The sequence below is a fragment of the Xenorhabdus sp. PB61.4 genome (genome assembly GCF_963894935.1).
Lineage (GTDB): Bacteria > Pseudomonadota > Gammaproteobacteria > Enterobacterales > Enterobacteriaceae > Xenorhabdus > Xenorhabdus stockiae.
In genome coordinates, this window is the sequence record NZ_CAWQJR010000113.1 from 1 (window position 1) to 26,801 (window position 26,801).

Below are 26,801 nucleotides of genomic sequence, written 5' to 3' on the forward strand. Positions count from 1 at the left end.
GTTAGCCTGACCAAACATTGCTGCCAGCGTCGTGCCATCGCCGACTTTGGTCATGATATTGGCATTACCGGCAAACAACCCGATGCTGGTGCCCTGACCCACATGGGTATAGATGTTAGCCTTGCCAATCATCACAGCCGCTGTCAGGTCATCACCCGATTTGGTGAAAATATTGGCTTCCCCTACCATCACGGCAAAAGTACTCCCGTTGCCAATATGGGTCATTACATTACCCACACCAATCATGGCAGCAAGGCTCTCGCCATTCCCCACCTTAGTGGCAAGGTTGCCTTTCGCTACCATCAGGGCAACACTCAGGCCATCTCCCACATGAGTGAACACATTACCCAGTGCCACCATCAGTGCCAGCGCATTGCCGTTACCCACTTTGGTAAAGACATTGCCGCCGCCGGCCATCATTGCGCAGACTTCACCATCGCCGATATGGGTAAAAATATTCCCGACAGCGAGCATCGCGGCAATGGTTTCCCCGTCACCCACTTTGGTAAAGACGTTACCGACAGCCCCCATCGCGCCCAGTGTTCTACCGTTACCCACATGGGTCAGGACATTACCCAGTCCCAGCATGATGCCGGTGGTATCACCGTCACCCACTTTGGTCAGAACATTGGCACCGCCCATCATGACACCGGTTGTTTCGCCATTCCCGAGATGAGTCAGTACATTGGCACCCCCTCCCATCACAGAAAAGACCCGGCCATGACCTTTGCGGGTCAGGACATTAGCGCCCCCCAAAGCGATAACCCGACTATGGCTGTCATCGGTTTGCGGTAAATCAGACGGGGATGAATCGGAGGTAAGATGAGACGTGCTGATATGGGTAATAACATTGGCGATACCGCCACCGTTGAAATTCAGATGGCCTTTTTTGCCTTTCTTGAAAATAACATTTGCCGCACCAGCTCCCCTGAATTCGGTATCACCAATTTCCGAGTTGTGCAGAATAACATTTGCAAGACCGGCCCCTTTAAAGTAAACATTGCCACGAGCCACATTGGATTTAATAACATTGCCGCCCCCTGCGCCTTCGAACCGGACATCACCGCTGCTGTCATTTTTTTTTATATCAGACGTGAATAATGCCTGTTCACGGACACTACTCACATCAGCAATAGTTCCGGATGTTACCCTGACGGTATTGACGCTGTAATGCACATGACTCAGTGTATAACTGCCTTTACCCAAAGAGGAATAACCGTAATTAGGGCCGATAAACTGATCAGCCATAACTGCCGTTTGATCACCGGCTTTGTACCACGGTGTGGCGATGTATTTCAGCTTTCCGGTTTCAGGGTCGTTTTTCAGTTGAACGACCACAACCTTGGTATATTCCCCCAATACACGGGCATACAGATAAGTATTTTCCATCCGATTGGATTTTACCGGTTTTACATCAACCGTTGAGCCATCAGTGGAAATGGCATATCCCCCCATTCGGGCATCTGACAGCGTAATATTTTCTGCCGCAATCTGAACACCGTCAGCATAAGTTACCCACTCATTTTCCGGCAGTTCTTTCTCCATCGCATGTATCGTAAATGCCTGATGATATTCAGCCTTCAGGTCAGACAGGGTATAGGCGTTATCAAGGTTGATAATCTGGAAACCGTTACGTTCGGAGATATCATGTGATGCCAGATTATTAAGGTGATTACCCTCCTTGAACCACGATGTCGTGAAATATTTCAGTCTGCCGGTTTGCGGGTCATTGCTCAGATGGATCTTATTGACTTTGGTAACGTTTCCATCAATAAGTGCAAAGAGGTGGGTATTGGTTTCACGTGCTGATTTAACGGCGGTGACTTTCTGATGGTTCTGGATCCAGTTGCCTGCCAGCGTTGCCGACATCAGAACCATATCTTCTGCTTTTGCATAGGCCATCCCTTCTCCGCCGAAATTATCATCCGTGCCTTTCCGCGTGATCTGGTTATAGCCACCCGCCCCCATAAAATGGATATTGCCGTGGGTAACATCTGAATAGAAATGGTTATAACCGCCAGCGCCGGAAAATGTGATATTGCCTTTTTCACCATGACGATTAAGGCTATTGTAAGCGCCCGCGCCTGAATAGTTCAGATGACCAGAGCGGCCATTATGCTGGATAACCGCACCACCGGCTGCCCCGGAAAAAACAATATTACCTTCACCTTCTTTTTCAATTTCCGCATACCCGGATGCCCCTGTTACATTCAGGTTACCGCTGGTATCGCTGATTTTCAGGTAGGCTGAACCCCCGACTACAGTATCATTGCCTGAACCGGTATAAACCGAGGCCGCAATTGAACCTAACGCGATATGATCATTACCACCATACGCATGAATTTGGCCGCCAAATCCGATAGCAACAATATTATTATCACCATCATCAGCGGTGTAGTTTCCTGTAAAAAAGTATTCAACACTTCGCCAGAACGGTTTTCCCATAGTTCAATCTCTAAATTAAATGCCAGAATTAAAGACAAAAACGCCCAATCACAAAAAGCAACTGGGCGTTGATGTTTATCTCAGTGTTAATAAAACAGGTTAAATTAAAATGATGAAAAAATACTCGACAGCCATTTATTTGCTTTCGGTATTGGAAGGAGTCGTCGTATCAGAAGGCCCTGCAACCTCAGCAGGAACAGCGAGAAAGCCAGCAGTCATTAATTTATTGATTTCAGCTTCCATGCGAGGATCTTCCAGCATATTCTTCACCATAGAAACCATATACATAAAACCAGACGCAGGCATATGAATAACCTGCTTTAACTCCAGTTCCTGATCGTTTTCAGCTAATACACCATTTGCCATTTTATTAGGCTCTTGCCCGACAAAGTAGAGGGAGAACACGCCTTTGTTATAATTGACGCTGGAAATGGTTTGAACAAATTTTTCAGACATACAACTAAATACCGTTAAATAGGTTTTAAAATGTTTCAATATCAGTTAATAATTAACCACATTTAGTTGTATCAATTTACGCAGAGCCTAACCGGATAAGCTCTATACACAATGGATTTCAAGATGCGTCGCGGCGGCAAGGGAGTAACAAATTCGTCGGGAACGAATTTGCCCAGCCAAAGGCTGGCCTCCGGTGAGAGGCAGGAGCCTCTCAGTAATCCCCAAGAGCATAGATAACCGTATGTCTATAAAAACGGTGACCGGGGTGAACGAACGCAGCCAACAAAGAGGCAACCTGAAAGACGAAGTGTATAATTCAATAATTGATAACAACCAGAATAAAGAATGGTGAACTTATCACTTCAAATGAAAATATCTTAAATTTAGATTTAAAATCAACATACAGTAGAGACAAAGTCCGTTTAACCACTATAGTGAGTCCGAATAACCTCACCCAATAAGAATAAAAAACATTCTATTATTTTTAACGCTGTTTTCAGACAGACAACAATGGATCAGTTAGTATCCACAATGGATTTCAGGATGCATCACGGCGGTAAGGGAGTTCTGCCATCTTTATTGTCACTCATAATTCACCGATACCAATGATAGCCCCATAAACTGAGCAAGCAGTTTCCGTCTGGCGCATCAGGTGTAGTAACAAGTGCCACAACGTAGTTTGGCCTGTGAAGACTCGCTTCTTTAAAAGGATAGCTATCCAGATCAATTAATCCATCTGCACGGATTACCTCCATCACCGAATTCTGCTGGCAACTAAAATGTACGCTGTTCTTCCTTCCGGGAATACATCAGAACTATGATGTCCCTGCTCTTATTGAAAAAATCCATATACTTTTGTTCAGATTTACTCTTTGTTTGAAAAAAATTAATTTTAAATTAAGCTTAAAACTATCCCGTTAATTTTAATTAAGCAGGCTAGGATCATTATATGAAATCTAAAGTCATCGTATCCATTTCTTTAATTCTCTCTGTAGTAGCTTATTTTAAAAGAAGGGAGGATAAGACCGTAATTCAGCAGTTATTTCTCTGAAGGTCAATCTTTTTTTCTGGATTAGATTAACCGGAAAATGACAGTATTAGCGGCATTGTAGATGCTGTACATAACTACAATTAAGGCAAAGGTCATTTGGTTACCCTTTAACATGCTATCATTGCCAATGAAAACCCTATGAAAAAAATAAAATCCATCCTTATAACTGCTGTTACCACCCTGTTTATGCCTATAAGCCATGTCGTAATAGCCGAAGAAATAAAACCTCAAGAAGTAATAAAAAACCCAAATGTATATACGGAAGATGAAATATTAAGGCAACCCAGATTACTTGAAAATGCAATTGTCTCTTTTATTTATGAACAAAATGATAACCTTGAAGAATTACTTAATCTTTATAAAAGATCGCACAGTCAAGACCCCTACCTGATCCTTTGGGCTGAGGCTAAAATTCTCATGAAAAAAAGAGAATATCAGGAGGCTATCAATAAGCTAGAGAAATTTATCAAAAAGTATGATAACCCAACCGCCAAATTTGATTTGGCCATACTTTACTTACTCAATAAACGATACAATGAATCCGAAAAAGTTTTCAATGACTTATTACTATTAACCCATAATGAACAAGAAAAGAAAATTTTAAATGATTACATAAAACATATCGAAAAGGGAAAAGAAGTTAAATTTGATATGGGTTTCTCCTTCAAAAGAGATTCAAATATCACAAAAATCACTGACAAAAGAACATATGAGGGTCGCTACGACAATATAAGGAAAAAAGATGTGGGACTTTCCTACAGCCCAAGTATGAGAAAAAAATATTTTTTTGATTCTGGCTTATTCTCTGAATTTGACATTGATGTTTATGGGATTAATTATCGGAAAGAAGAAAGATTTAATCAATTCAGCACTAGAATAGGCAATAAATTCGGCTTTGAAGATTATTCAAATTATTTATACTTCAAACCTTTTTATATGAAAGCATTTTATGGTGGTGGTAGTGGTTCATCTAAAGATGCAAGTTTAAAACCTTATTATGATGCAATTGGGTTTAATCTGTTTAAGTTATCGAGTTTAAATGATAACTTCAAATATACTATCTTTTATGAAAACAGAAATGATTATTATAACAAGAGAAAAGAACTTAACGGAGACGTTAATTTCGTTAGCAGCTCATTAATCTTTATACCTTTTAATGATTTATATATGTCATTATCCGGGAGCTATGGCATAACAGACAGAAAATCTAAAGAAGATAGTCATCATGACAAGGGGGCTGGTCTTCTAATCAGGAAACTGTTTTTAGATGATTATTTAGTAGAGTTAAGCTATCGAAGGATGAAAACGAATTACCAGGGTAATACTTCAATTAGGATAATGCCAGGTATAAATCCAGATGATCCTAATACTTGGCTGCCTGGGTATATATATAAATTCAAAAGAAAAGATGTTACTGATTCCATTTCTCTTTCACTCTCAAATGAAAATATTAATTTATTTGGCATTTACCCAACCCTCACTTTTTCTTATATAAAAAATAAAAGTACCCATTCTCTTTATTCCTATAATGAAAAAGATATTTTTGTTGATTTCAGGAGTAATTTTTAATGGTTTAACTGAACAGAGAGGTTTAGATAGAAACACGCCGGCTTAATAAAATGCACAACCATTGTCATCAACATATACTCCTGTCATACGTTATCATCGTGTGAACGGGGTGAAAATCCCAACAGTAAATATGGAACAAAGTTTCCCATCGTTAATATCTGATTGTTTTAATTTGAAAAATTAAATCCTGCTAAAATTTGAAAAAAAAAATATTTAACTTAAACTTAATCTCAACAGTATCTCCTTAGTTTTTCTAAAAAACAGATTGGAGTCATTATATGAACGCAAAGTCTAAAATATTTTTAGCTCTCGCTCTGGTTCTTTCTGTTACAGCCTGCTCTAAAGGAGGGGGATCCCATCATAATTTTTCGACGGATATTACTAAGACGATTCCGGTTGAGGTTACGGAAAAACCCGGAATTACAAACACCTACATATCTTATCAGGCGGGGGCTGCGCCTGGTGCGCCTCAGGGGCAGTCTGATGATCGGATAACTCGTTTCCTGGGGAATAATAAGGTGTGGTTTGCCGCTTCTGGCGATTATATTTCTCGTATGGGAAATGAATATACGGGATGGGATCAAAACAAAAAATACAATCAAAGCCAGTATAAGTTTATTCAATTTGGTCCAGGTGGTGACACTGCCAGTATAATAAAAGATCCCGATACACCCAATCACTCGTTATTTAGAAACAAAGATGGGAACGCAAGTGTAGGTCAGGCAGGTGATAAAATATTCCTAGCGACCCCCTGGGAATATGTGTCGAATACTACCTGGCGTCAATATGCTAATGCTGGTAAGCATGATTCTTATTCTGGCCCTGTAGTATTCCAGGAAAAAATGGGCAAGATTCGCAATGATTTAACCATGACCCTAAATGCTAAGTACACAATACCCACCACTGGTGTTATTCCAGTAGCTTCAGTTAATAGCCAAATTCTTTTAAATAATCAACCGGTAGCTACACTTCAAAATGGAGAGTACTCAGGCGGTAGTACAATTTATACTAATGCTGCAGCGAAATTTACTGGCATTTCTGGATTCGATTTTTTGTCAGGTAAAACTATGGTATGGGGATATACTGATAAGGACGCTAGCGGTATAAGTGGAATAATTGGTTCTCCAGATAGCGATGGTGAGTTCGGTGCTTTCGTTCTTAGTAAGTAAGGGTATAATTGAGTAAGGTTAATAAAAATGGCTCACTAATGTGAGCCATTTAATTAAATAACCATATATCCACCTAAATACCGGTTTATATCTGCCCTATTTCACATAGGGCTTTATTTTTCTAACCAGTAAAGCGTGATTAATTGCGATACTATAAACACCGAAACAATAAAATACTGTCAATCATCAGGTTAACTTAGATTTCCCGCTTGTTGTGTCTGCCCAGGCGGCGATAATAGTTGATTTTGTCTGGCTATCCAGCAAATCAATAAAACCACTGTCACCAATATCAGGTGCAAACCCACTCATAGCCTGTACTAATGTATCCACCGCACTGGCTGAGAGGGCAGTATACTCGCACTCACCCTGAGTATCTTTATTCCCCATCCGGGTAATGATATCCGCACGGTTGCCATTAAAGTAATCAGTGAAAGTCACAGACCCCAACCCTTCAAACTGCCCTTGTCCCGATGTATCGCGAATATTGCGATTAGTCAGCAATACCAGATCATAGCCGCTGCGCTGGAGCCACAGGTTCTGCCAGTTGATATTGTTGAAAATAATCCTGTCACCCAGTTTGATATCTTCAACGACGTTATCAATCACATCACCACTGACGACAAAACTATTGACGCCAGAACCGCCTTTGAAGTGGTTCTGATAGCCGCCCAATACCAGCAGATTATTACCTTCACCACCATTAAACCGGCTGAATTTAGAAACCACATCGGCAATCAGGTGATCATTACCCGCCCCACCGTTAATCACTGCGTGATAGCCCATCAGCTTAATAGCATTATTGCCCGCGTTGCCATCTATCCGGTTATAGTTGCCGAATACAGTTGCAAAATCATCACCCGCACCCAGTAAGACCTGATTGTGATTACCGATGGTGACAACATAATCCTGATCTTCACCTGCATCAATACGGTTGAAATTACCGGAAGCCACGATGTAGTCACGCCCTTTACCACCTTCAATCACGCCACCTTCACCAAAGGCAAAGACCTGATCATCACCATCTCCCATATAGGCGTAATTAATGTGTCCGGCCAGCACAGCAACATCATTGCCTGCCCCACCAAACATCATATTTTCACGTCCCATCAGAACACCGAGGTCATTACCTTCGCCGCCAGCGAAGATATTGGAGGTTCCTACCGAGTAAAAGACATCACCACCACGGCCACCCCAGAAGTTATTGTTATCTCCCAGATACGCGCCCAGATCCTTACCATCACCACCCCAGTTAAAATTGTAGTTACCGAGGGAGACGTGAATATCACCATCACCTTGCAGATGCCCACTGTTACGCAGAAAATCAAACGTTTTATCCTGCATATTCAGCAGGTCTGCCGTCAGGTTTTCTTTCAGGTTACTCACCAGTGATTGCATTTCTGCCTGTTTATCCTGACTGAACAACGTCGCAAACAGGTTTGGCAGGTTCAGGGAACTAAATCCGAATGCGCGTTCCGGCTGTTCACTTTCAGTTTGTTCTGTAGGTTTATCTCCTTCATTCAGGGATATTTTATCTTCTGAAGTTTCATCAGGGGCTTTCGCTTTCAGCCCGTGACTTTCGGCAAAGGAGTTAATGCCATCAATACCCGTGTTCAGCCCCGCTTTCAGTCCATCAAGTAACTTTTGCGGATCAGTAAATGACTTCAGCTGATCACCGCTGAATTCGCCAATGAGTTCCAGCATTTCCTGCATGATGGCAACACCATCCACTGGCTGGCCACTGCGGGAAACAATACGTCCGTCCGGTGTGTAATCAACGCCAAAAATATCCGCCAGCGTGGTATCCGCACTGACACCGGCCAGATTTCCCAACAGTTTATTTTTAATCTGACGCGGCAAATCGGTCGGGCTGAATGTAAACGTGGTTTTTGCCATGCCTGTGGCGGTGTATTCCTGCGTCATCAGGCCAAACACTGAACCCAGATTGGTATCCAGTATCGACTGAATGTTGTCACCGAACATGAAATTCCAGTTACCGGTTGTCACCTGAATATCCGCACCCTGCCCGCCAACGGCAAAGTTAAAGGCCAGTTTCTCATTCGCCTGACGGAATTTATCCGCCCGACTAAGTTGGCTCAGTTCAGGTTTATTACCTTCTCCTCCCAGCCACTGGTTGTATTTCTTATTCAGCGTGTTTTCGAGATCATTTTTCAGCCCACGGCTGCTGCGCTCATTCTCTGTGTTAAGTTCCGTCAGAGTTTCATATTTGACACTACTGGTCAGATCAAGACCGGATAAATCACTGACGTATTTCTTCGCGCCCTCCAGTGTCCACTGTTGATCCTGCGCCGTCAGCCAGTCTGCTGAACTAAACAAACCAGTCGAGTTTTGTGATGAAATACTCTGCAATACCCCGGAAATACGTGCTGCGCCATCAAATGGATTAATTAATGGCGGGGTCGGAATGGATTTTTCCAGCATCACAATCAGATCATTGCTGCGCCCCATATTGAAACTGATGTTACGGTTACCCACAAACAGTTGTGCGCCTTCAAGTGCCTGATAACCAGCGATATCAACACTGTGTTTGCTGTCTCCGTTCCCGATGTGAACCATCACATTGTTATCACCGAAAGCCAGCGATTTGAAACCACCTGTACCCACCTTGATCCCCACATTGGTGGTTCCCCAGTTAATGGCGGTAAATTCACCTTCACCAACCTGTACCTGAATATTGCCGGAATAACTCAGATGACGGTCAGAAGCCGTATCATTCGGGGAATTGCTATTCGGAGCACTGTCATTCTCTTTTTCACGCTGTTCGGGTGCATGGAATGTCTCGGTATTTTCAGCAATTGCTCCTTTCACTTCGGTTTGAGCACCGGAGTGACCCACAAGAGACAGCGCAATATCATTTTCGGAGATACCGCGGCGGATATGTTCAGAATATGACTCCAGTTCACCCTTATCATTCCAGCCCAACACAATTTTGTTGTCCACCAGCTTGTGAACCCACTGCTCCTGAGCATCCCGTGTATGTTTGCGGCCGGTGCTGTCTACCGCAACTTCGCTGCTACGGGCTGATACCGTGGTGCGCAGTCCCTGATCGTCAAGTGCTGAAATAAAGCGACGGGCAAAACCATCACGCTTGTCATCACCAATCAATGAGCAACCAACAAGACTGATATGTTCAGGCGTTCCGGCCTGTCTGAAGTCTGCGCTGAACTGTTTCAGTTTCAACGCCAGCTCATCGGCACTGTATCCTCCCATACGGGTCAGGTTCCGGGCTGATTCATCACGCCCGTGCCCGACTATCTGCCAGCGTAATTTACCGGACAGTTGAGCCGGATCGCCGTAAACCACACGATACTGACCATCGGCATCAAGCTGGACAATAACACTGGTATCAGGGTGTTTCCCTGCCAGACTCGCAGCGGCTTGCAAAGCAACAGGATCGTTTTCTGTCTGAATAATAATCTGGCTGTTAAAGCGACTTTCTCCGCCTTCAGCATGGGGTTTAACCGCAACTTTTTCCCATGTTTCAACATTCTGATTGTTAACCACACGTTCAACAGTTTCTGGCGTATTATCTTTAAGCGGTTTTTTCACCTCATTGCTAGCTGTATCGTTATGACCTTTTGCCGGAAGCAGACCTGATACAATCTGTTCAGCATACTGGTTCATTAACCGGTTGCTGGCGGTATGATCATAGATAGTCTGTTCACCGGATACCTGATAACCCTCTGCGACCAGTTTAGTACGGAGTTTTTCACCCGCTTCACCCAGTCCTTCGTTATCAGTCAGCAACATGATTGGCGTCTGTTTCGAAATACCCTGTAGGTTTTTCTCAACTGAGAACTGACCATTCACCGCTTTTGCCAGCACACCAGTGATGCCTGCCGGGTTTGGTACTTCATGGGCGGTTATCGCTTTGGTCATGCTTGGCATCGGTCTGTCCAGCAATAAACCGGATACCGACTGGCTATGATATTCTGCATAACGGGCAAGATCAGCCGCAACCGCGCCCCCCATTGAGTAGCCATGTATGATGATATTTTCTGGTTTGATACCACGATCATTAACCAGATAATGGAACATCGTACGGGCATCCTGATATAACCCCTTTTCACTCGGGCTGCCATCACTGGAACCATAGCCACGCATGTTCACTGCCAGTAAATCAATACCTTGCTTCTGGTAATGATTCTGAATAGCCCCAGACTGTTCTTCCGCTGATGAACCTGAACCATGAATGAAAAGAACCACTTTTCTGGATGGATTCTGGCTAGTGGCTGCATCATTCTCCTGCTCAACATGCCCTTGATCAGATACGTGATAATAACCTGTCAGGCGTCCGGCATCTCCACCTAGCGTGACTTTTTCCGCCGTGCCGCGTTCTACTGCATAATCCAGCAGGATTTGTGTATCTTCATTGATATTGCGACGGGCATCTTTGGCACCGAAAAGTTCATGATTCAGGAAACGTTTCACCGGATTAAAGGATTCCTGATCCTGTGGTGGTGTACCATCATTCTCAATAGCCACCTTTTCCACTCTTTTCGTTTCCACGATTTCCGGCATCTGGCTCTTGTTGTTACCTTCGGCCTGATCCTGACCCGTCAGATCCTCGCCAATGAGACGGTTTTGCTTCCTGACCGTATTTTCCGCCTGTGCTGCCTGTGATTCCTGTAGAGCCTGCGCATAATTGAACAGCTCGGTTGGTGTCCAGACGCCAAAATGAGGCTGCCATTTATGCCCGATAACCTGATCCGCACCGCCCGCTTTAAGCACTTTGGCAACAATGCTTGAACAGTTACCCGTCAACAGTTGGTAACGGGCGTCAGGGTTCTGGCTGATTTTATGCCATTCAGCCTGCATTGCGGCCACATCCAGCCCCGCCAGATTAATGCGGAAAACACGCCCCTGATCCGGTTCACTGGCCTTGAAATCCTGAATATTGCTCAGTTCACGTTCGGCAAACTGGTGGATCACATTAGCCACGCCTTCTTCAATCAGTTCTGGAGTCTGCTGTTTTGCCGCTGTCCGCAATGCCTCAGCAAAGTTTTTACCCACTTCCAGCATATCTATGCTGCTGTCTTCCCATTGCTGCATGAACGGGCGGGAGAAATCTTCCGGTATACCGGCAGATTTCAGCAGGTTAGGATTAGCAAGGGCAGCCATCGCAAAACCTTCACTGACCTCTTCAAATCTTGCATCAACGCCTTTTGCGGCCTGTAATTTTTCAATAAACCGCTCCAGCTTACGTGAGCCATCGTGCAGGCCGAAATTGTCTTTCTCTTCGGAAGCAACATCCAGCTCCAGCGCGTCATTTTGTCCTGCCGGTTGGCTGAGATCACGCCAGCGCAGTTTTACATCCGGGTGCTCTGCGGTGGAAACATCAAAAATACGGCGGACACTGGTTGATTTTCCGCCTTTCGGCCACCAGCTGACATAGTGTTTTTCATTGAACTCGGCGGCATTTTCAGCCGTGATTTCCATACGCCCGTGCCCGATTTGCAGGGCTGCATGCCCCAATCGGCTGTGATCGCTGGGTTTCCAGATAAACAGTGTGGCACTGACCGGAGACAATTGCTGTTCAATTGCCTTGTGGATTTTTTTCAGGCCGGAGACATCAAGCCCTTTACCATCTTTCGCTAAATCACGGGGATGCAGGCTGGAGAAAACCGCTTCCGCGACTGACTGACCATACTCTTTAGCAACCGAGGTTTTAACCTGTTCAACTGCTTTTTCTGCCCATTCCGTTTTCACCACAGTCTGAATATTGGATTTTCCACGGGTAACGAAATTCCCCTGCTCATCAATATAAAGATGCTTGGATTCTTTCAGGCTGGCATTGCTCAGTTTGTTGTACAGAGCACTGAAACTGCCTTTCGCGGTGCTTTCTACAGCGGATTCGGCAATCGCCAGTGTTTCATTCAGGCGCACCTGAATTTGTGATAGCAGGTTTTTCAGTGCCGGAGTACGTTCTGAATCAGGGTGCCCCAGAAGATAGCCTTCCACCTGCTGGCGCAGACCAGAAAGTTTTTCAATGGATTCCAGATCATAATCCCTGCTGTTTTTCAGCTCGTTCTCATAATCTGCGAGTGCATCCAGCACGTGCTGATAACTGTCTCCCCGGATCTTACCTTTAACGTATGCCGCTGCCTGCAACTCATCAGCAGACATCAGCTCAGTTTTTGGTTTATAGCTCCAGCTACCGTCTGTTTTTTCAGCCAGAATACGGGTACGACCGTTATCATGGGAGACAATGCGGTCTTCTACCAGATACAGCGTATCAGGCAGTTGTTGGTAGTTGTCATAGTTGGCAAGAATAAAACGTTCGATCGCTTTGATCTGTTCGGTATTATCTGTATCTTCCACAATAATATTTTTGAAGCTGGTGATTTCAGAGCCATCACTGTTCCTGCCCGGCCACGGGCGGATTTCAAAACCATCGTAATCATCAGATTCACGCACCAGCAGATTACGCTCAGTACGCAACCCGTAGAATGGCAGTGCCTGATTCAGCAATGTGTCGATGGCACTGGTTTTGATATCCAGATCAATCAGAGTATCCGGCTTATAACCCGTAGGATTCTGAGCCAGCAGCCTTTCCTGTTCTTCAAAGCTGAGTGAATCAAAACGTGCTTTGACAGAAACACCGACGTCCGTCAGCCTGCGTCCGATATTTTCCGGTAATACGCCCTGATATTCTTTGGCTGCTTTGTCCAGCAGACGAATTTCTCCTACCAGCCCTTCACGCTGCAACTGGCGCAATACCGGCAGTTCAACATTCCAGAAATAGTTACCCAGACGCAGGCCGCCTTCTGCGATGACATAAACATCATCACGTGAGCCGGTTGCGTACAGGGAACTCCAGAAACCGGTATTACTCCGTGCCGAGGCGTCAATGACTGATTTCAGCGCATTCTGCTCAGCAACATCCGGGTCAAGGAATATTCCTCCCCAGCGCATCAGCGTTTTGTTGAGTTCGATGGCAAATGAATTGCCTTTTATATCAATATCGTAAACAATCTTTTTGCCATCCGTCTGGGCAGCATCGAGAATATTACGGTACTGTTTGAAATTTCTGCCTGACCAGAATGAGACTATGCTTTTATCGCCATGCACAGGCTCAAAACTATAACCATAATGTTCCAGCCTTGAGACAAATTCGACCCGCTTATCCCAGTTATAATCAATGGTGGCATCAACGAACAGTTTTGCCAGCGAGGTTCTCTGTTCTTTTGGAATGCTGTTCTCCGTGCCATTCAGGTAGCCTTCAACAAAAGTCACCATTTTTTGTCTGAGCGCATCGGGAATATCCGCATCCACACGCTCGAAACCCGGCACCGGAATATAATTTTCAGTTGCGAGGTTATTATCGCTATCCAGCCACTGATAAATATTAGCGACTTTCTGTGCCCTGAGTGCTGCACCGGAATTTTCTGGCGTATCAGTATGTTCTGGCTGGCTTTTGCCTGCGCCCAGTGCATTCAGCCCACTGAGATCCAGACCGGAAACAGATAGCTCTCTTCTGACAGGCGCGGCTGGTGTTTCATCCGTACTGACAGTGGATGATGGCTTACCGACAGACGTATTACCGACAGACGGCTGCGCTATTTTTGTCTTATCGGAATCCGGGGTTATATGCTGCTTTCTGGCTCGTATACCCGCATTAATCTGCAAACGATCCAATGCTGCTTTTGCATTATCCAGCTCGTCCAGATCTTCTTCCAGAAATTGCAGTTCCGGAGCAAATTCGTTTTCTGTCTGAACAGCAGATTCAGCATCGATAGGGGAATGCGTTTTCCCGGCCTGCTTTTTGGTATCGGCATCGACGGGAATCTGTCCTGACAACCCGCTTCCCGCCGCTTTCTCACGGTTCGGTAGTTTGTTGCTATCAAGTTTTGCCGCTTTGGCATCTGACTGCACCTGCGCCGTTTTTATCTCTGCCGCAGATACGGCATGCTGACCACGTTGTTCCGCCTTCTGGACAGCGGATTTTCCTTCACGGCCTGCCTTCTCAGCCTGCTGCTGATGAGCAATAGCCTCCTGCTCCCTAAATTCAATATCAGCACGGGCATCTTCAATCTTCTGCATGGAGTGCTGACGATCCTGCTCTCCCTGGTTAGCACCTGATTCAGATTTGGCAACGGCGTCTTTCACTTCTCCCAGACGCTCCGCTGAGGTCTGCTGAGAATGTTCAAGCTGCTGTTGTGCCGTCTCTTTTGCACTATCGAGCTGAGTCTGGATGTTGCCTAATAAACCGTCTGCATACTGATCACGCCACTGCTGCCCGGATTGCCCATGATGCGTAGAGTAATCATTCAGCGCTTCCAGCCCTTTGGTTTTTGCTATCAACTCTTGTGTGATCGACTGGGCTTCATTCCTGATGGCTTCACGCTGCGACTGACCATTGGCATTCAGCGCTGTCAGATCGGTATTTTCCAGTTGTGCCTGAGTGCCCGAAATAGCTGCCAGTTGCTTCTCTTTTTCCTGTGCCAGCCGCTGGCGATCAGCTTCTGCTTTCTCCTTGTCCTGCAAGGCATTTGTGGCTGCCTGATCCTGTTCCACATAATCAGCAATATCTTTGTCTGACCATTCAGAGCGGGCAACGACATTATCCAGCACAAAGCCTAGGCCATCACTCACACCAGTACCGACAAATTCGAGCCGGTTACTGCCTGCCTGTGCAGTGAGAGTTAACGTTTTATTTTTCCATTCCGCTTTACCGGTATCATCTGCCCAAGTGGAAAAAACCAGTTCCCCGTTCCAGAGTACATCTATTCCATTATCGTCAGACAGACCGGCACGCATGGCGTAATCAAAACTGACGCTGATAGGTTCTCCTTCAGCCAGTCCGTCGATATCCTGATAAATACGGGTGTTGATATCTACATCAAGTTCACTGACCCGCTCACCATGCCCCTCTTTGCTTAAACCATAAGATGCAGCGGAAGTGTGAGCTTCAATTCCGTTCGTGGAATGCCAGCCCGCAGAACCTTGCTCAAAATCACCATTCACGATCAGATTATCAGACTGACGTTTTTCACGGCTGAGACTACGCTGCATTGCCTCAGTATCCGGTGTATTCACCTCCGACACCGCGCCTTGCAGACTGTTGTGCAGGTCAGAAGTAACTTCATTCACTTCTGTCAGTTTAAAGCCATCCAGTGAGGAAACTTCCGGCAGATCAATAGCTCCGCGCCCTTTGTGGGTTCCTGATGTGTTGGCCTCATCACCGTTAACCAGATAGCTGATGCCCTGACTGCCTGCTGAGCCAAGCAATGTCTGTTTAACGTTATCAAACAGTGCGCCCAGTTTGTTACTCTGGGTATTACTGGTTGCCACAGCCAGACTATAAAAGTCACCATTACCAACCTGAACAGCGACGTTATTCCGTGCGTAAGAAGCGTTGATGTTCAGACCGTCACCCACACGGATATTGGCATTACCTGTGCCTTTCATGACAGAGATATTCAGGCCATCACCCACGCGGGTGTTAACGTTATATTTGCCCCATGCCACGTTGACAGAGACACCATCACCCACTTTGGTATTAACATTCAGATCACCATGAACAGCGGTGACACTCAAACCATCACCCACGGTCGTGGTGATATTGCCTTTACCTTTGGCGACGGTTGCCTGAATACCATCACCCACTTTGGTGACAACGTTACCCTGACTCCATAATGCGTTGAAGCTGTCCCCTTCACCGACCTGAGTCACGATATTGGCATCACCTTTAGCCAGCACAACATTGCGTCCATCACCGACTTTAGTAATGACATTCGCTTTGCCCCACGAACCGGTGTAATCGTCACCATTGCCGATATGGGTAATAATATTGGCCTGCCCCTGAACAACGGTAATTTCCTGACCATCACCCACTTTAGTGATGACGTTCGCTTCCCCTTTGGCGAAGTTGTAGCGATCTCCGTCACCATAATGCGTCAGAATATTGGCTTTACCCCAGACCGCATTCACGCCTGTGCCATCTCCCACTTTCGTGATGATGTTGGCTTCGCCTTTGGCAAACCCGATCGTGTCGCCATCACCAATGTGAGTCATGATGTTACCGATTCTGGAAACCAGCAGACCAACAGCGGTTCCGTCACCGACTTTGGTCAGAATATTTCCTTTACCGTTCAGCAGGGCGGCGGTTGTGCCTTCCCCGATATGGGTTACTACGTTGGCCTCTGAGGACGCTACAACGCCCATAAAGTCATTACCGACTTTGGTCACGATATTGGCTTTACCCAGCGCCAGTACACCCGTCATACCATCGCCGACGTGAGTCATGATATTGGCCTTGCCAAACATCGCTGCCAGTGTTGTACCATCACCGACTTTGGTCATAATGTTGGCCGTACCGGCAAACAAGCCGATGCTGGTGCCTTCTCCGACATGGGTATAAATGTTCGCCTTGCCTATCATTAATGCCGCAGTCAAATCATTACCGACTTTTGTCAGAATGTTGGCTCCGCCAATCATGGCTGCAAAAGTGGAACCATGACCGATTTGCGTAAAGATATTCCCTTTGCCGATCATGGCAGCAAGTGCATCACCGTTACCGGCTTTAGTCGCAATGTTACCTTTGGCGATCATCAGGGCAACACTCATACCATCACCGATATGGGTGAATACGTTGCCGAATGACAGCATCAGCGCCAGCGCATTACCATTCCCCACTTTAGTGAAGATGTTGCCGCCGCCCGCCATCAGTGCATACGCATTGCCCTCACCGACATGGGTAAAAATATTGCCGAAAGCAAGCATAGCGGCGATAGTTTCGCCATCACCAACTTTGGTGAAGATATTTCCTGCCCCCGCCATCACGCCCAGAGTTTGCCCGTCACCGACATGAGTCAGGACATTGCCCAGCCCCAGCATGATGCCGGTGGTATCTCCGTTACCCACTTTGGTCAGGATATTCGCCCCACCCAACAGAATGCCGGAAGTGTTTCCATCTCCGATATGAGTCAGGACGTTAGCCCCGCCGCCCATCACAGACAGCAGATCACCCTTGCCTTTTTTGGTCAGAACGTTCGCCCCGCCCAGTGCAATGACTTTCGTATTATTAGATTTTGTCGCCTCTGAGCGATTGCTGATATGGGTAATAATATTAGCGCCACCCAGCATGCCGGATTCAAGAGAGCCTTCGCCAATCTTGGTCAGAATATTGGCGCCTCCGGCCAGAATGGCAGATACTTTTCCCTGCCCCATCTGAGTCAGAACGTTGGCACCGCCAACACCCGACCAGACCGCATCACCATGACCAATCTGAGTGTGAGTATTGAAACCACCGCCCATTGAGACGCGGCTGTTACCATTTCCTTTGTGGATGGAGATGTTACCGACAGCCAGAAGATGGGCAAGATAACGCCCGTCACCGACACGAACCAGTACGTTAGCTGCACCGCCGGCATTGACTTCCATATCCCCGCGCTTCCCTTGATGAAGAAGCACGTTGGCAATTCCGGCACCGTTGAATTTCAGGTTGCCTTCCTTGCCTTTTTTGATGATGACGTTTGCACCACCGGCACCGTTAAATTCCGTATCACCGAATGCAGATGTATGTTCAATAACATTGGCAATACCTGCACCCTTGAAATAGACGTTACCCTTTGTAACATTGGATTTGATAACGTTACCGCCACCAGCGCCTTCAAAACGGACATCACCTGAAGTTTCACGACGTTCAGTCACCGGAAACAGTGACTGGTCACTGTATTCGTGTGTGCTGGCAACGCGTTCAGTCGTTGTCTTTACTATTCTGGCGCTGTAATGGAGATCACTCAGTGAGTAACCACCGGTTCCCATCGGGGTATAACCGTAACTTTCTGAGATGATTTTATCTGCCAGATTAACCGTATGATCGCCTTCCTTATACCAGGGGCGGGCAATGTATTGCAGTATTCCGGTTTCAGGATCGTTTCTTAACTCGACTACAACAATTTTGGTGTAAACACCCAGCTTTTTGGCATACACATAGGTGTTTGGCTGGCGATGGGATTTAACCGCTCTGACATCAACTTTGGTGCCATCCTGATATACCGCATAGCCGCCCATTCTGGCATCGGATAAAATGACATCGGCAGCCTTAATACGCACGCCACTGCCATACTTCACCCATTCGTTTTCTGTCAGTTTTTGTTCTACTGCCTGAATCGTGGTGGATTGCTGGTGTTCAACAACCAGATTTGACAGGGTATAGGCTCCGTCAATCCCCACATCCACAAAACCGTTCTGCGCAGAGATATCCTGTTTTTCAAGCCCCTGAAGGTGATGACCCTCTTTATACCAGGCGGTAGAGTGGTAGGTCAGTTTTCCGGTTGCAGGATCATTGCGAAGCTGGATTTTATGAATTTTAGTGTAAGTACTGTCAGCAAAGGCAAACAGGTAAGTGTTCGGCTCCCGTGCTGACTTAATGCCTGACACCTGATTATCGCTGCCAATCCATGACCCATTCATGGTCGCACTTTTCAGGATAATCTCTTTGGCATCAGCGTACTCTATGCCTTCGCCGCTCAAGTCACTGTCAGCGCCTTTACGGATAATCCGGTTATATGCGCCCGCTCCGGCAAAGTGGATATTCCCCTGTTCTACATCGGAATACAGACTGTTATAACCACCGGCTCCCTTAAAGCTGATATCACCTTTTACGCCTTTACGGGTGATCCCGTTATAACCGGAAACTCCCGCGTAATTGATAGCACCGTCATTACCGGTGTGATTGATGTTCAGCCCACCAGCAGCACCGGCAAATTCTATCGTGCCGTTATGTGTTTTATTGATGGAGGTATACCCTGAGCCACCTTTGACCGTCAGAGAGCCACTGGTATCATTGATGTTCAGATAACCGGCACCACCGACAACCGTATCATGCCCCCATGTTGTATTGACTGTGGCGCCGATTGACCCAACGACAATATAGTCATTACCACCATAAGCATTAATGACGCCACCAACGCCTATCGCGTGTATTGTGTTACCGTCATTATCATCCTCATATCTACCGGTAAAGAAGTATTCCGTACTTCGGTTAGATGATTTCCCCATAAATATTCCTGGTGTTGGGCAAAAAATTAAACAGTAAACCACTGTATCCGGCGGATACAGCGGTCATTTTTAACATCCAGAATACCCCGGACAGTACAGGCTCTCTGGCCTTTCCAGGCCGCAAATACACGGCGGCGCAAATCCCGGGCGATATCATGTGCATGCCCGAATGGGGCAATCATTTCTGGAAAAAAGATATGCTGACCAGAGCGCCAGTCTTCATGCAATATCTCCCTTTCACCGGAAAGAATTGCAGCGCGGCTGCTGTCAGACAAAAAAGCCCAATTACAAAAAGCAACTGGGCGCTGGTGTTCATCTTCGTAATAGCAAAACTGATTGAGCTGAAATGACGGTAAGATACGTTGTTGCCATTCGGCAACTAAATAACGGCGATGCAGGGGGGAATGTTGGCAAAGTAACATTACCCCGCCAATGATGGCCTGTATTTCAGTCTGATTCAGGGTTGCCGGTTGATGTGTGATCATCATAATAAAGCAACTATCCGGCTGATTTTATTTTGATTTTTTAGTGTTCCGTGCCGCACGTTTTTCCGGTTGTTCGGCGTCTGCAACTGTATTGTCAGCGTCAGCCGTCGCGGGGATTTCATTTATTTCCGGCATCGGCAAAAAACCGGCTGCAATCAGCTTATTGATTTCGGCTTCCATACGCGGATCTTCGAGCATACCTTTCACCATAGAAACCATATACATAAAACCGGATGCCGGCATATGGATAACTTGTTTTAACTCCAGTTCCTGATCGTTTTCAGCCAGTACACCATTTGCCATTCGCTTAGGATCCTGACCAACAAAATAAAGAGAGAACACGCCTTTATTGTAATTAACGCTTGAAATTGTTTGAACAAATTTTTCAGACATATCACTATCCATTAAATAAATATTAACCCAATGTTAAAGGTATATTAAATTGAAATAATTAAATGATAAATGAATGCTATACTCCGCAGAATTTCATTTATTATTAAATTCCGTTTTTGCCGTAAATTGATTACAAAAAATCAGTTGGTTAAAGCGTATCAAAAACACCATTACAACATGAGTGAATAATCAGAATGAAGATTTAAAACATGCATAAAATTCAACATAATCAGTAATGGCAGACAAAATAAGAGAGAAAAAACAAATAAATTACCGACCACTTTGAGCGAAAATATATCTATTTGCCCTTTAAAATCAACATATAAATATTAAAATGTCTGTTTAGACACCGCATTTTGTCCCAATAACCCACACTAATATCCCCAATCATAGCAGATAATAATTGTTATTAGATTTATTAAAAATATTTCATCGAGAAATACCACACTCTTTTTCTGGTTGTTTCTTTAATTTGAGTTTTGACTTTCGTTACAAATAGACTTCCATGCATGAATGAAATAGAAAAAACAACATTATCATTAATTAAATTAATAATAATGATATCTAATGGCAAGCCCTCGGTTATATCTGATAAAAACATAAATAATAATGATGATTACCTTGCTGCTTTAAATAAATTAAAGAAAGAACACAACGTATCCATTAAAAATAAACGCTCGATAAAGAAGAAAATTAACACATTATCTTTGCCGACAATTCTGTTTGACAATAATGGAAATCCTTTTATTTTAGCAAAATGCGATGAACATCGGGTGCTAATACAAAAGCCCCATCAGGAAAAACCGGAAATATTGGATAAGGAAGATTTTATCAATTTATGGAACGGTCATTGGCTTAAAATAAAACAAAACAGTAGCCAATTTAATATCCACTGGTTCATTCCTGAATTTGTCAGGCAGAAGAAAAATCTGGCTGAAATACTGCTATTTTCTTTCGTTTTGCAGATCTTAGCCCTGATCTCCCCCTTATTCATTCAGGTTGTGATGGATAAAGTGCTGGTACATCAGGCACTATCCACACTGGACGTACTGGTATTTGGTCTGGTATTCGCCGGAATAACGGAAGTTGTCCTGAGAGGGCTGCGGGAATATCAGTATTCCCATACTGCCAACCGGATTGATATCAAACTGGGGCTGAAACTGGTTCAACATCTGTTTGGCCTGCCTTTGCTGTTTTTCAAAACCCGTCAGGTGGGCGCGATTGTCACGCGGGTACGGGAACTGGAAACCATCCGGGAGTTTTTAACAGGATCGATGTTTACATTATGCATTGATGTCCTGTTTATGTTTGTTTTCATCTATGTTATGAGCCTGATTTCCGGCACATTAACCATGATTTTTCTGATTACCATCCCCTTCTATGCCCTGCTGGCATGGTGGGTTACACCGAAACTCGAAAAATCGGTAGAAAAACAGTTCACTCATGCGGCGCTCAATACGTCATTTCTGACGGAAACTGTCGCAGGGGCTGAAACGCTGAAAAGCCTCGCAGCAGAGCCACGTTTCACCCGCCGCTGGGACAGCCAGACTGAAAATATGGTCAGTACCAGTTATGAGGTTCAGCAATGGGATAACCGTTCCAGTCATCTGGTCATGCTGTTACAGAAAGTCACCAGTGCCGTTATTATCTGGCTTGGCGCATCCGAAGTACTCTCCCTGCATATGACTATTGGTCAGTTGATTGCCTTTAATATGATGGTTAATCATACCCAACAGCCGTTAGCCAAACTGGTTCAGCTCTGGGGGCAATTTATCCGTACCCGGATTGCCGTCGATAAGCTGGCAGATATGCTGAATTTACCAACAGAGCAACAATCTGTCGCAAAGCAATCTGTAGAAAAACAGGCAGAGAAGAAACAGGTGGCACTAACCGGTGCGATTTCCTTCTCTGATGTCGTTTTCCGTTATCAGCCTGATATTCCTCCGACCATTAACCATTTCACACTGGATATCAGGGCAGGAGAAACTCTTGGCGTTGTTGGCACATCCGGCTCCGGGAAAAGTACCCTTGCCCGTCTGTTACTGCGCCTGTATACCCCGGAGCATGGAACAATCAGGCTGGACGGTATTCCGTTACAACAACTGGATACGGAATCATTAAGGCAACAGGCCGGGATCGTGTTACAGGAAAATTTCCTGTTCAATAAAACCGTCAAGGAAAATATTGCCCAATCACGGCCTGACGCACCGCTGTCTGACGTTATTGAATCTGCAAGGCTGGCAGGCGCACACGATTTTATTCTTAAACTGCCGTTAGGGTATGACACGGTTATCGCAGAAGGTGGTCAGTCACTGTCAGGCGGGCAGCGGCAACGTCTAGCGATTGCCAGAACCCTGCTCTCCGATCCGCGAATTTTGATCCTCGATGAAGCCACCAGCGCGCTGGATGATGAATCACAGGCCATTATTCAGACCAATATGGCGGGTATTGCTCAGGGAAGAACCGTCATTACTATCGCACACCGACTCTCCACTGTACGTCAGTGCGACCGGATTATTGTGCTGCATCACGGCCAGATCATCGAACAGGGCAGCCATGAACAGCTTTTACAGCATGGCGGGCATTACCAAAAACTCTGGCAGTTGCAACAGGAATTAAAACAGGAACAGGAGGGTTCTTCCCATGTTTAAGGCCATTTTGCGTAAAGGGCTGAAACGCCTGCGTTCTCCTTCTCAACATTACGATTTTTTACCCACGCATCTGGCATTGTCTCAACGTCCGCCTTCGCCGTTTGCCCGCTATACCGCAATCGCGCTCAGTATCAGTGTACTGGTACTTCTGCTGTGGGCTTATATGGGAAAACTGGATGTACAAGCCACAGCAACCGGACGCCTGATCGTCTCTGGTCGTTCACAGGTGATTCAGGCCTATGAGCAGAGCCGTCTGGCGATTATTCATGTCACCAACGGGCAACACGTTGAAAAAGGGGCAGAACTGCTGACACTGAATACACTTGGTGTCAATCAGGACATTACCCGTATGCTTGAACAGCGTGAGTATTTAACCGAAGAAAAGATCCGTTATCAGGCATTGTTAGATAATCACGACCCTGAATCATCCGAACTTTTTCAGCAACAATCCGCCATCAGCCAGAAAAAAATTCTGACACATTACCAGCATGAAAAGCAGGAATTCGATGCGGTTGTAACCAATATTTATGCTGAAATGAATGTCAATCTCTCTTCACAGAAAGCCAAAGAGAATGATATTCAGGCGCTGAGCAACCTGCGCCAGAATATCACCCAACGCTTACAAGCCAGAAAAACATTAAGCCAGCAGCAGGTTATCAGCCGGGTGGAATATCTGGAGCAAGAAAAAGAGTTTCTGGAGACGGAACGCCTGCTGACGCAGCAAAGGGCAGAACTCGGCGTCCTGATGACGCAGAACAAAAGTCTGGAAGAACGACTGAAGAGTCTGAAAACGCAAAAAGATCGCGAATGGTTTGAAAAAATCAAGCAGGCGGATATGCAGCTATCTGTACTGAAACAGGAGCTGTCAAAAATGAAAGAACGGGAAGAGCTTTCAGTCGTTCGCTCTCCGGTAACAGGCACCGTCCAGCAGTTGAGCGTCCATACGCTGGGGGCAGTGCTGCAACCGGCACAAAATCTGATGGTGATTGTTCCTGACGACCATATACAGCTGGCAGAAGTCCAGATCCTGAATAAAGACGTTGGTTTCATCCGTCCGGGGCAGCAGGTAACCGTAAAAGTCGATGCTTTCCCTTATACCCGCTATGGCACCATCGAAGGCAGATTGTTAAGTGTTTCCCGCGATTCCACGGTAGATGAACGGCTGGGGCTGGTATTTCCGGCGCAAATCAGTCTCAATCAGAACAATATTATGGTTGACGGCAAACCGGTTGAACTTACAGCAGGGATGTCAATTGTTGCGGATATCAAAACCGACCAGCGACGAGTGATTGATTATCTGCTCAGCCCGATTCGCGAATATCAGTCTGAAGCGCTGAGGGAAAAATAATCATGGTCAATATTTTTTCCGATAAACGTTTTTCAGGTACAGACGGCATCGATGCGGAAAATCACGTCAATAATCATGCTATTGAGTGTGCCGTCTGGCTGGGAAAACAATTTCATAAAGTTGCCGATGCCGGGCAATTGCATCATGCGCTGGGGCTGGATTCGCTGGAACTGACGGACTGGCAGCTACGGGAAGCGGTGGATGCCATCGGGCTGCACAGTAAGTTTGATTCTCTGTCAGCAGAAACTGCATCGACTCTGCCACTGCCTGCATTGATTGAGCTGGAGCAGTGCTGGTGGGTATTGTTGAGTATTAATGCAGACCACTTCACCGTACTCAATCCCATTACAGGAGAACAAAAAGTACATGCTCTGCGCGATCAATATAAAATCCTGCTGGTTGCCGAAAAAAGCCTGACTAAAAAACACGTCAAATTTGGCCTAAGCTGGTTTTATCCTTCCATTTTCAGGCAGAAAAAACAGTTAAAAGATATTTTCCTGCTGGCTATTGTATTGCAGCTTTTTGCACTGGCAGCACCTTTACTGTTTGAAAATATCATTGATAAGGTATTAGTCGGACGCAGCCTTTCCAGCCTGCATGTTCTCGGTCTGGCGATGCTGGCACTCGCCATTGCGGAGCCTTTGTACGGGTTTATGCGTAATACCGTATTCGGGCATATGGCAAGCCAGATCAATGCGGAGCTTTCCGGTCGGCTTTACCGTCATCTGGTAGGGCTGCCCCTGCCCTATTTCAAACAGCGTCAGACAGGGCAAATTATCGCCCGCGTCAGAGAAATGGCTCAGATCCGCCAGTTTCTGACCGGTTCTACCCTAATGTTATTGCTCGACCTGATCTTCATTGTGCTGTTTCTTGGCGTCATGTTTCATTACTCCAGCCTGCTGACATGGATTGTCACCGGATCACTGGTTCTCTATTTCCTGCTCTGGGTAACTGTCGGCCCGATTATCCGGCATAAAGTGGAAGCCGAATATGAAGCAGATGCTCAGGCAACCAGTTTCCTGACTGAAGCGGTTACCGGTATCGAAACCATCAAAACCACAGCAACAGAAAAGCGCTTTCTGCACCAGTGGCAGGCCGTACTCAGCCGACAGTTAATTCAGCGTTTTTCCGCCCAGAAAAGCGGGCTTGCGGCCGGGCAAGGGATCGCACTTATCCAGAAAATTGTCGCTGCATTACTACTATGGTGGGGTGTCAAAAGCGTGCTGGCAGGAGAACTCTCTCCCGGAGAGCTCATTGCCTTTAATATGCTGGCCGGGCATGTCACTCAGCCAATCCTGCGTCTGGCACAGGTATGGCAGGATTTTCAGCATACACTGATTGCCCTGAGACGTGTCGGCGATATTCTTGATGAACCGATGGAAAACAGTAAACAAGGATTGGTTTCTTCCCCTGAACTGGCCGGACAAATTGAATTTAAAAATATTCGTTTCCGCTATCATGAGGATACCCCTGAAGTACTGGCGAACCTGTCGCTATCAATCAGTGCGGGGGAATTTATCGGTATTACCGGGCCATCAGGTTCAGGGAAAAGTACTCTGACCCGTTTATTACAGCGCCTCTATATACCACAACATGGTCAGGTTCTGGTGGATGGTATGGATTTGGCTATTGCAGATCCGGTATCGCTGCGACGTAACATGAGCGTAGTTTTACAGGAAAGCATCCTGTTTTCCGGCAGCATTGCCGACAATATCCGCCTGTGTAAACCCAATGCCACCGATGAAGAACTGTATCGCGCTGCGGCTCTGGCTGGAGCCATCGATTTCATCAATCAGTTTCCCCATAAATTCGCGCATCCGGTCGGGGAAAAAGGCGGTAATCTGTCCGGCGGCCAGCGGCAACGTATCGCTCTGGCAAGGGCATTACTGAATGATCCCAAGATCCTGATCCTGGATGAAGCAACCTCTGCGCTGGATTATGAATCCGAAGCCGCCATTATGAGTAATATGGATGAGATCCGCCAGAACAGGACTATTATCAGTATTGCCCACCGGCTGAATACGCTTCGTCATGCAGATAAAATATTCGTCTTAGATCAGGGCAAAATTATTGAATCCGGTTCACATGCCGACCTGTTACAACAAAATGGGCTTTATGCTCAACTCTGGTATCAACAAACTGAGTGATTATTACGGCAGGAAATTCATTGAAGATGTGGATTGTTTCATCTTAAAATTAATTTCATAA

The 26,801-nt window shown here is 45.8% G+C and carries 10 protein-coding genes and 1 pseudogene; 5 read left to right on the forward strand and 6 right to left on the reverse strand.

Annotated features, from left to right (window positions below; translation table 11 throughout):
• The 3 genes and pseudogenes from AACX68_RS06835 to AACX68_RS06845 form a co-directional block, all read right to left on the reverse strand.
• A pseudogene (locus AACX68_RS06835) lies at positions 1-2,445 on the reverse strand (MARTX multifunctional-autoprocessing repeats-in-toxin holotoxin RtxA); the annotation flags it as partial.
• 135 nt (positions 2,446-2,580) lie between these two features.
• A complete protein-coding gene (gene rtxH, locus AACX68_RS06840; protein ID WP_099121728.1) occupies positions 2,581-2,901 on the reverse strand; it encodes a protein RtxH in 321 nt (106 codons plus the stop codon).
• Between the two features lie 593 nt (positions 2,902-3,494).
• Complete coding sequence (locus AACX68_RS06845; RefSeq protein WP_228858600.1) at positions 3,495-3,659, reverse strand: hypothetical protein; 165 nt, start codon at positions 3,657-3,659, stop codon at positions 3,495-3,497.
• A gap of 431 nt (positions 3,660-4,090) precedes the next feature.
• Here AACX68_RS06845 and AACX68_RS06850 point away from each other — a divergent pair, with 431 nt between their 5' ends.
• Positions 4,091-5,521 (forward strand): porin family protein, encoded by a 1,431-nt coding sequence (locus tag AACX68_RS06850; protein WP_228858601.1) that lies wholly within the window; start codon positions 4,091-4,093, stop codon positions 5,519-5,521.
• A 278-nt stretch (positions 5,522-5,799) separates the two neighbouring features.
• On the forward strand, positions 5,800-6,690 hold the full coding sequence (locus AACX68_RS06855; RefSeq protein ID WP_228858602.1) for a hypothetical protein: 891 nt from the start codon (positions 5,800-5,802) through the stop codon (positions 6,688-6,690).
• A gap of 186 nt (positions 6,691-6,876) precedes the next feature.
• On the opposite strand, the gene rtxA is transcribed toward AACX68_RS06855, so the two are convergent.
• Genes rtxA through rtxH (AACX68_RS06870) form a run of 3 tightly spaced genes read right to left on the reverse strand, consistent with a single transcriptional unit; the run spans position 6,877 to position 20,594 of the window.
• Positions 6,877-19,716, reverse strand: a complete 12,840-nt coding sequence (gene rtxA, locus AACX68_RS06860) for an MARTX multifunctional-autoprocessing repeats-in-toxin holotoxin RtxA (protein WP_228858603.1) — start codon at positions 19,714-19,716, stop codon at positions 6,877-6,879.
• Between the two features lie 26 nt (positions 19,717-19,742).
• Positions 19,743-20,204: an RTX toxin-activating lysine-acyltransferase RtxC gene (rtxC, locus tag AACX68_RS06865; RefSeq protein WP_099109068.1), complete on the reverse strand. Its 462-nt coding sequence runs from the start codon at positions 20,202-20,204 to the stop codon at positions 19,743-19,745.
• Positions 20,205-20,228: 24 nt separating this feature from the next.
• Entirely contained in the window at positions 20,229-20,594 is a 366-nt protein-coding gene (rtxH, locus tag AACX68_RS06870) for a protein RtxH (protein ID WP_228858604.1), read from the reverse strand.
• A 509-nt stretch (positions 20,595-21,103) separates the two neighbouring features.
• Here rtxH (AACX68_RS06870) and AACX68_RS06875 point away from each other — a divergent pair.
• The 3 genes from AACX68_RS06875 to AACX68_RS06885 are packed head-to-tail and all read left to right on the forward strand — an operon-like array spanning position 21,104 to position 26,740.
• Positions 21,104-23,245, forward strand: coding sequence for a peptidase domain-containing ABC transporter (locus tag AACX68_RS06875; RefSeq protein ID WP_304957235.1), 2,142 nt, complete (start codon positions 21,104-21,106; stop codon positions 23,243-23,245).
• The gene (locus tag AACX68_RS06880; RefSeq protein ID WP_228858605.1) at positions 23,238-24,593 is read left to right on the forward strand and encodes an HlyD family type I secretion periplasmic adaptor subunit; all 1,356 of its coding nucleotides are present in this window, start codon (positions 23,238-23,240) and stop codon (positions 24,591-24,593) included. The genes AACX68_RS06875 and AACX68_RS06880 overlap by 8 nt, the downstream gene beginning before the upstream one ends.
• Before the next feature lie 2 nt (positions 24,594-24,595).
• On the forward strand, positions 24,596-26,740 hold the full coding sequence (locus AACX68_RS06885; protein WP_228858606.1) for a type I secretion system permease/ATPase: 2,145 nt from the start codon (positions 24,596-24,598) through the stop codon (positions 26,738-26,740).
• The last annotated feature ends 61 nt before the right edge of the window (positions 26,741-26,801 follow it).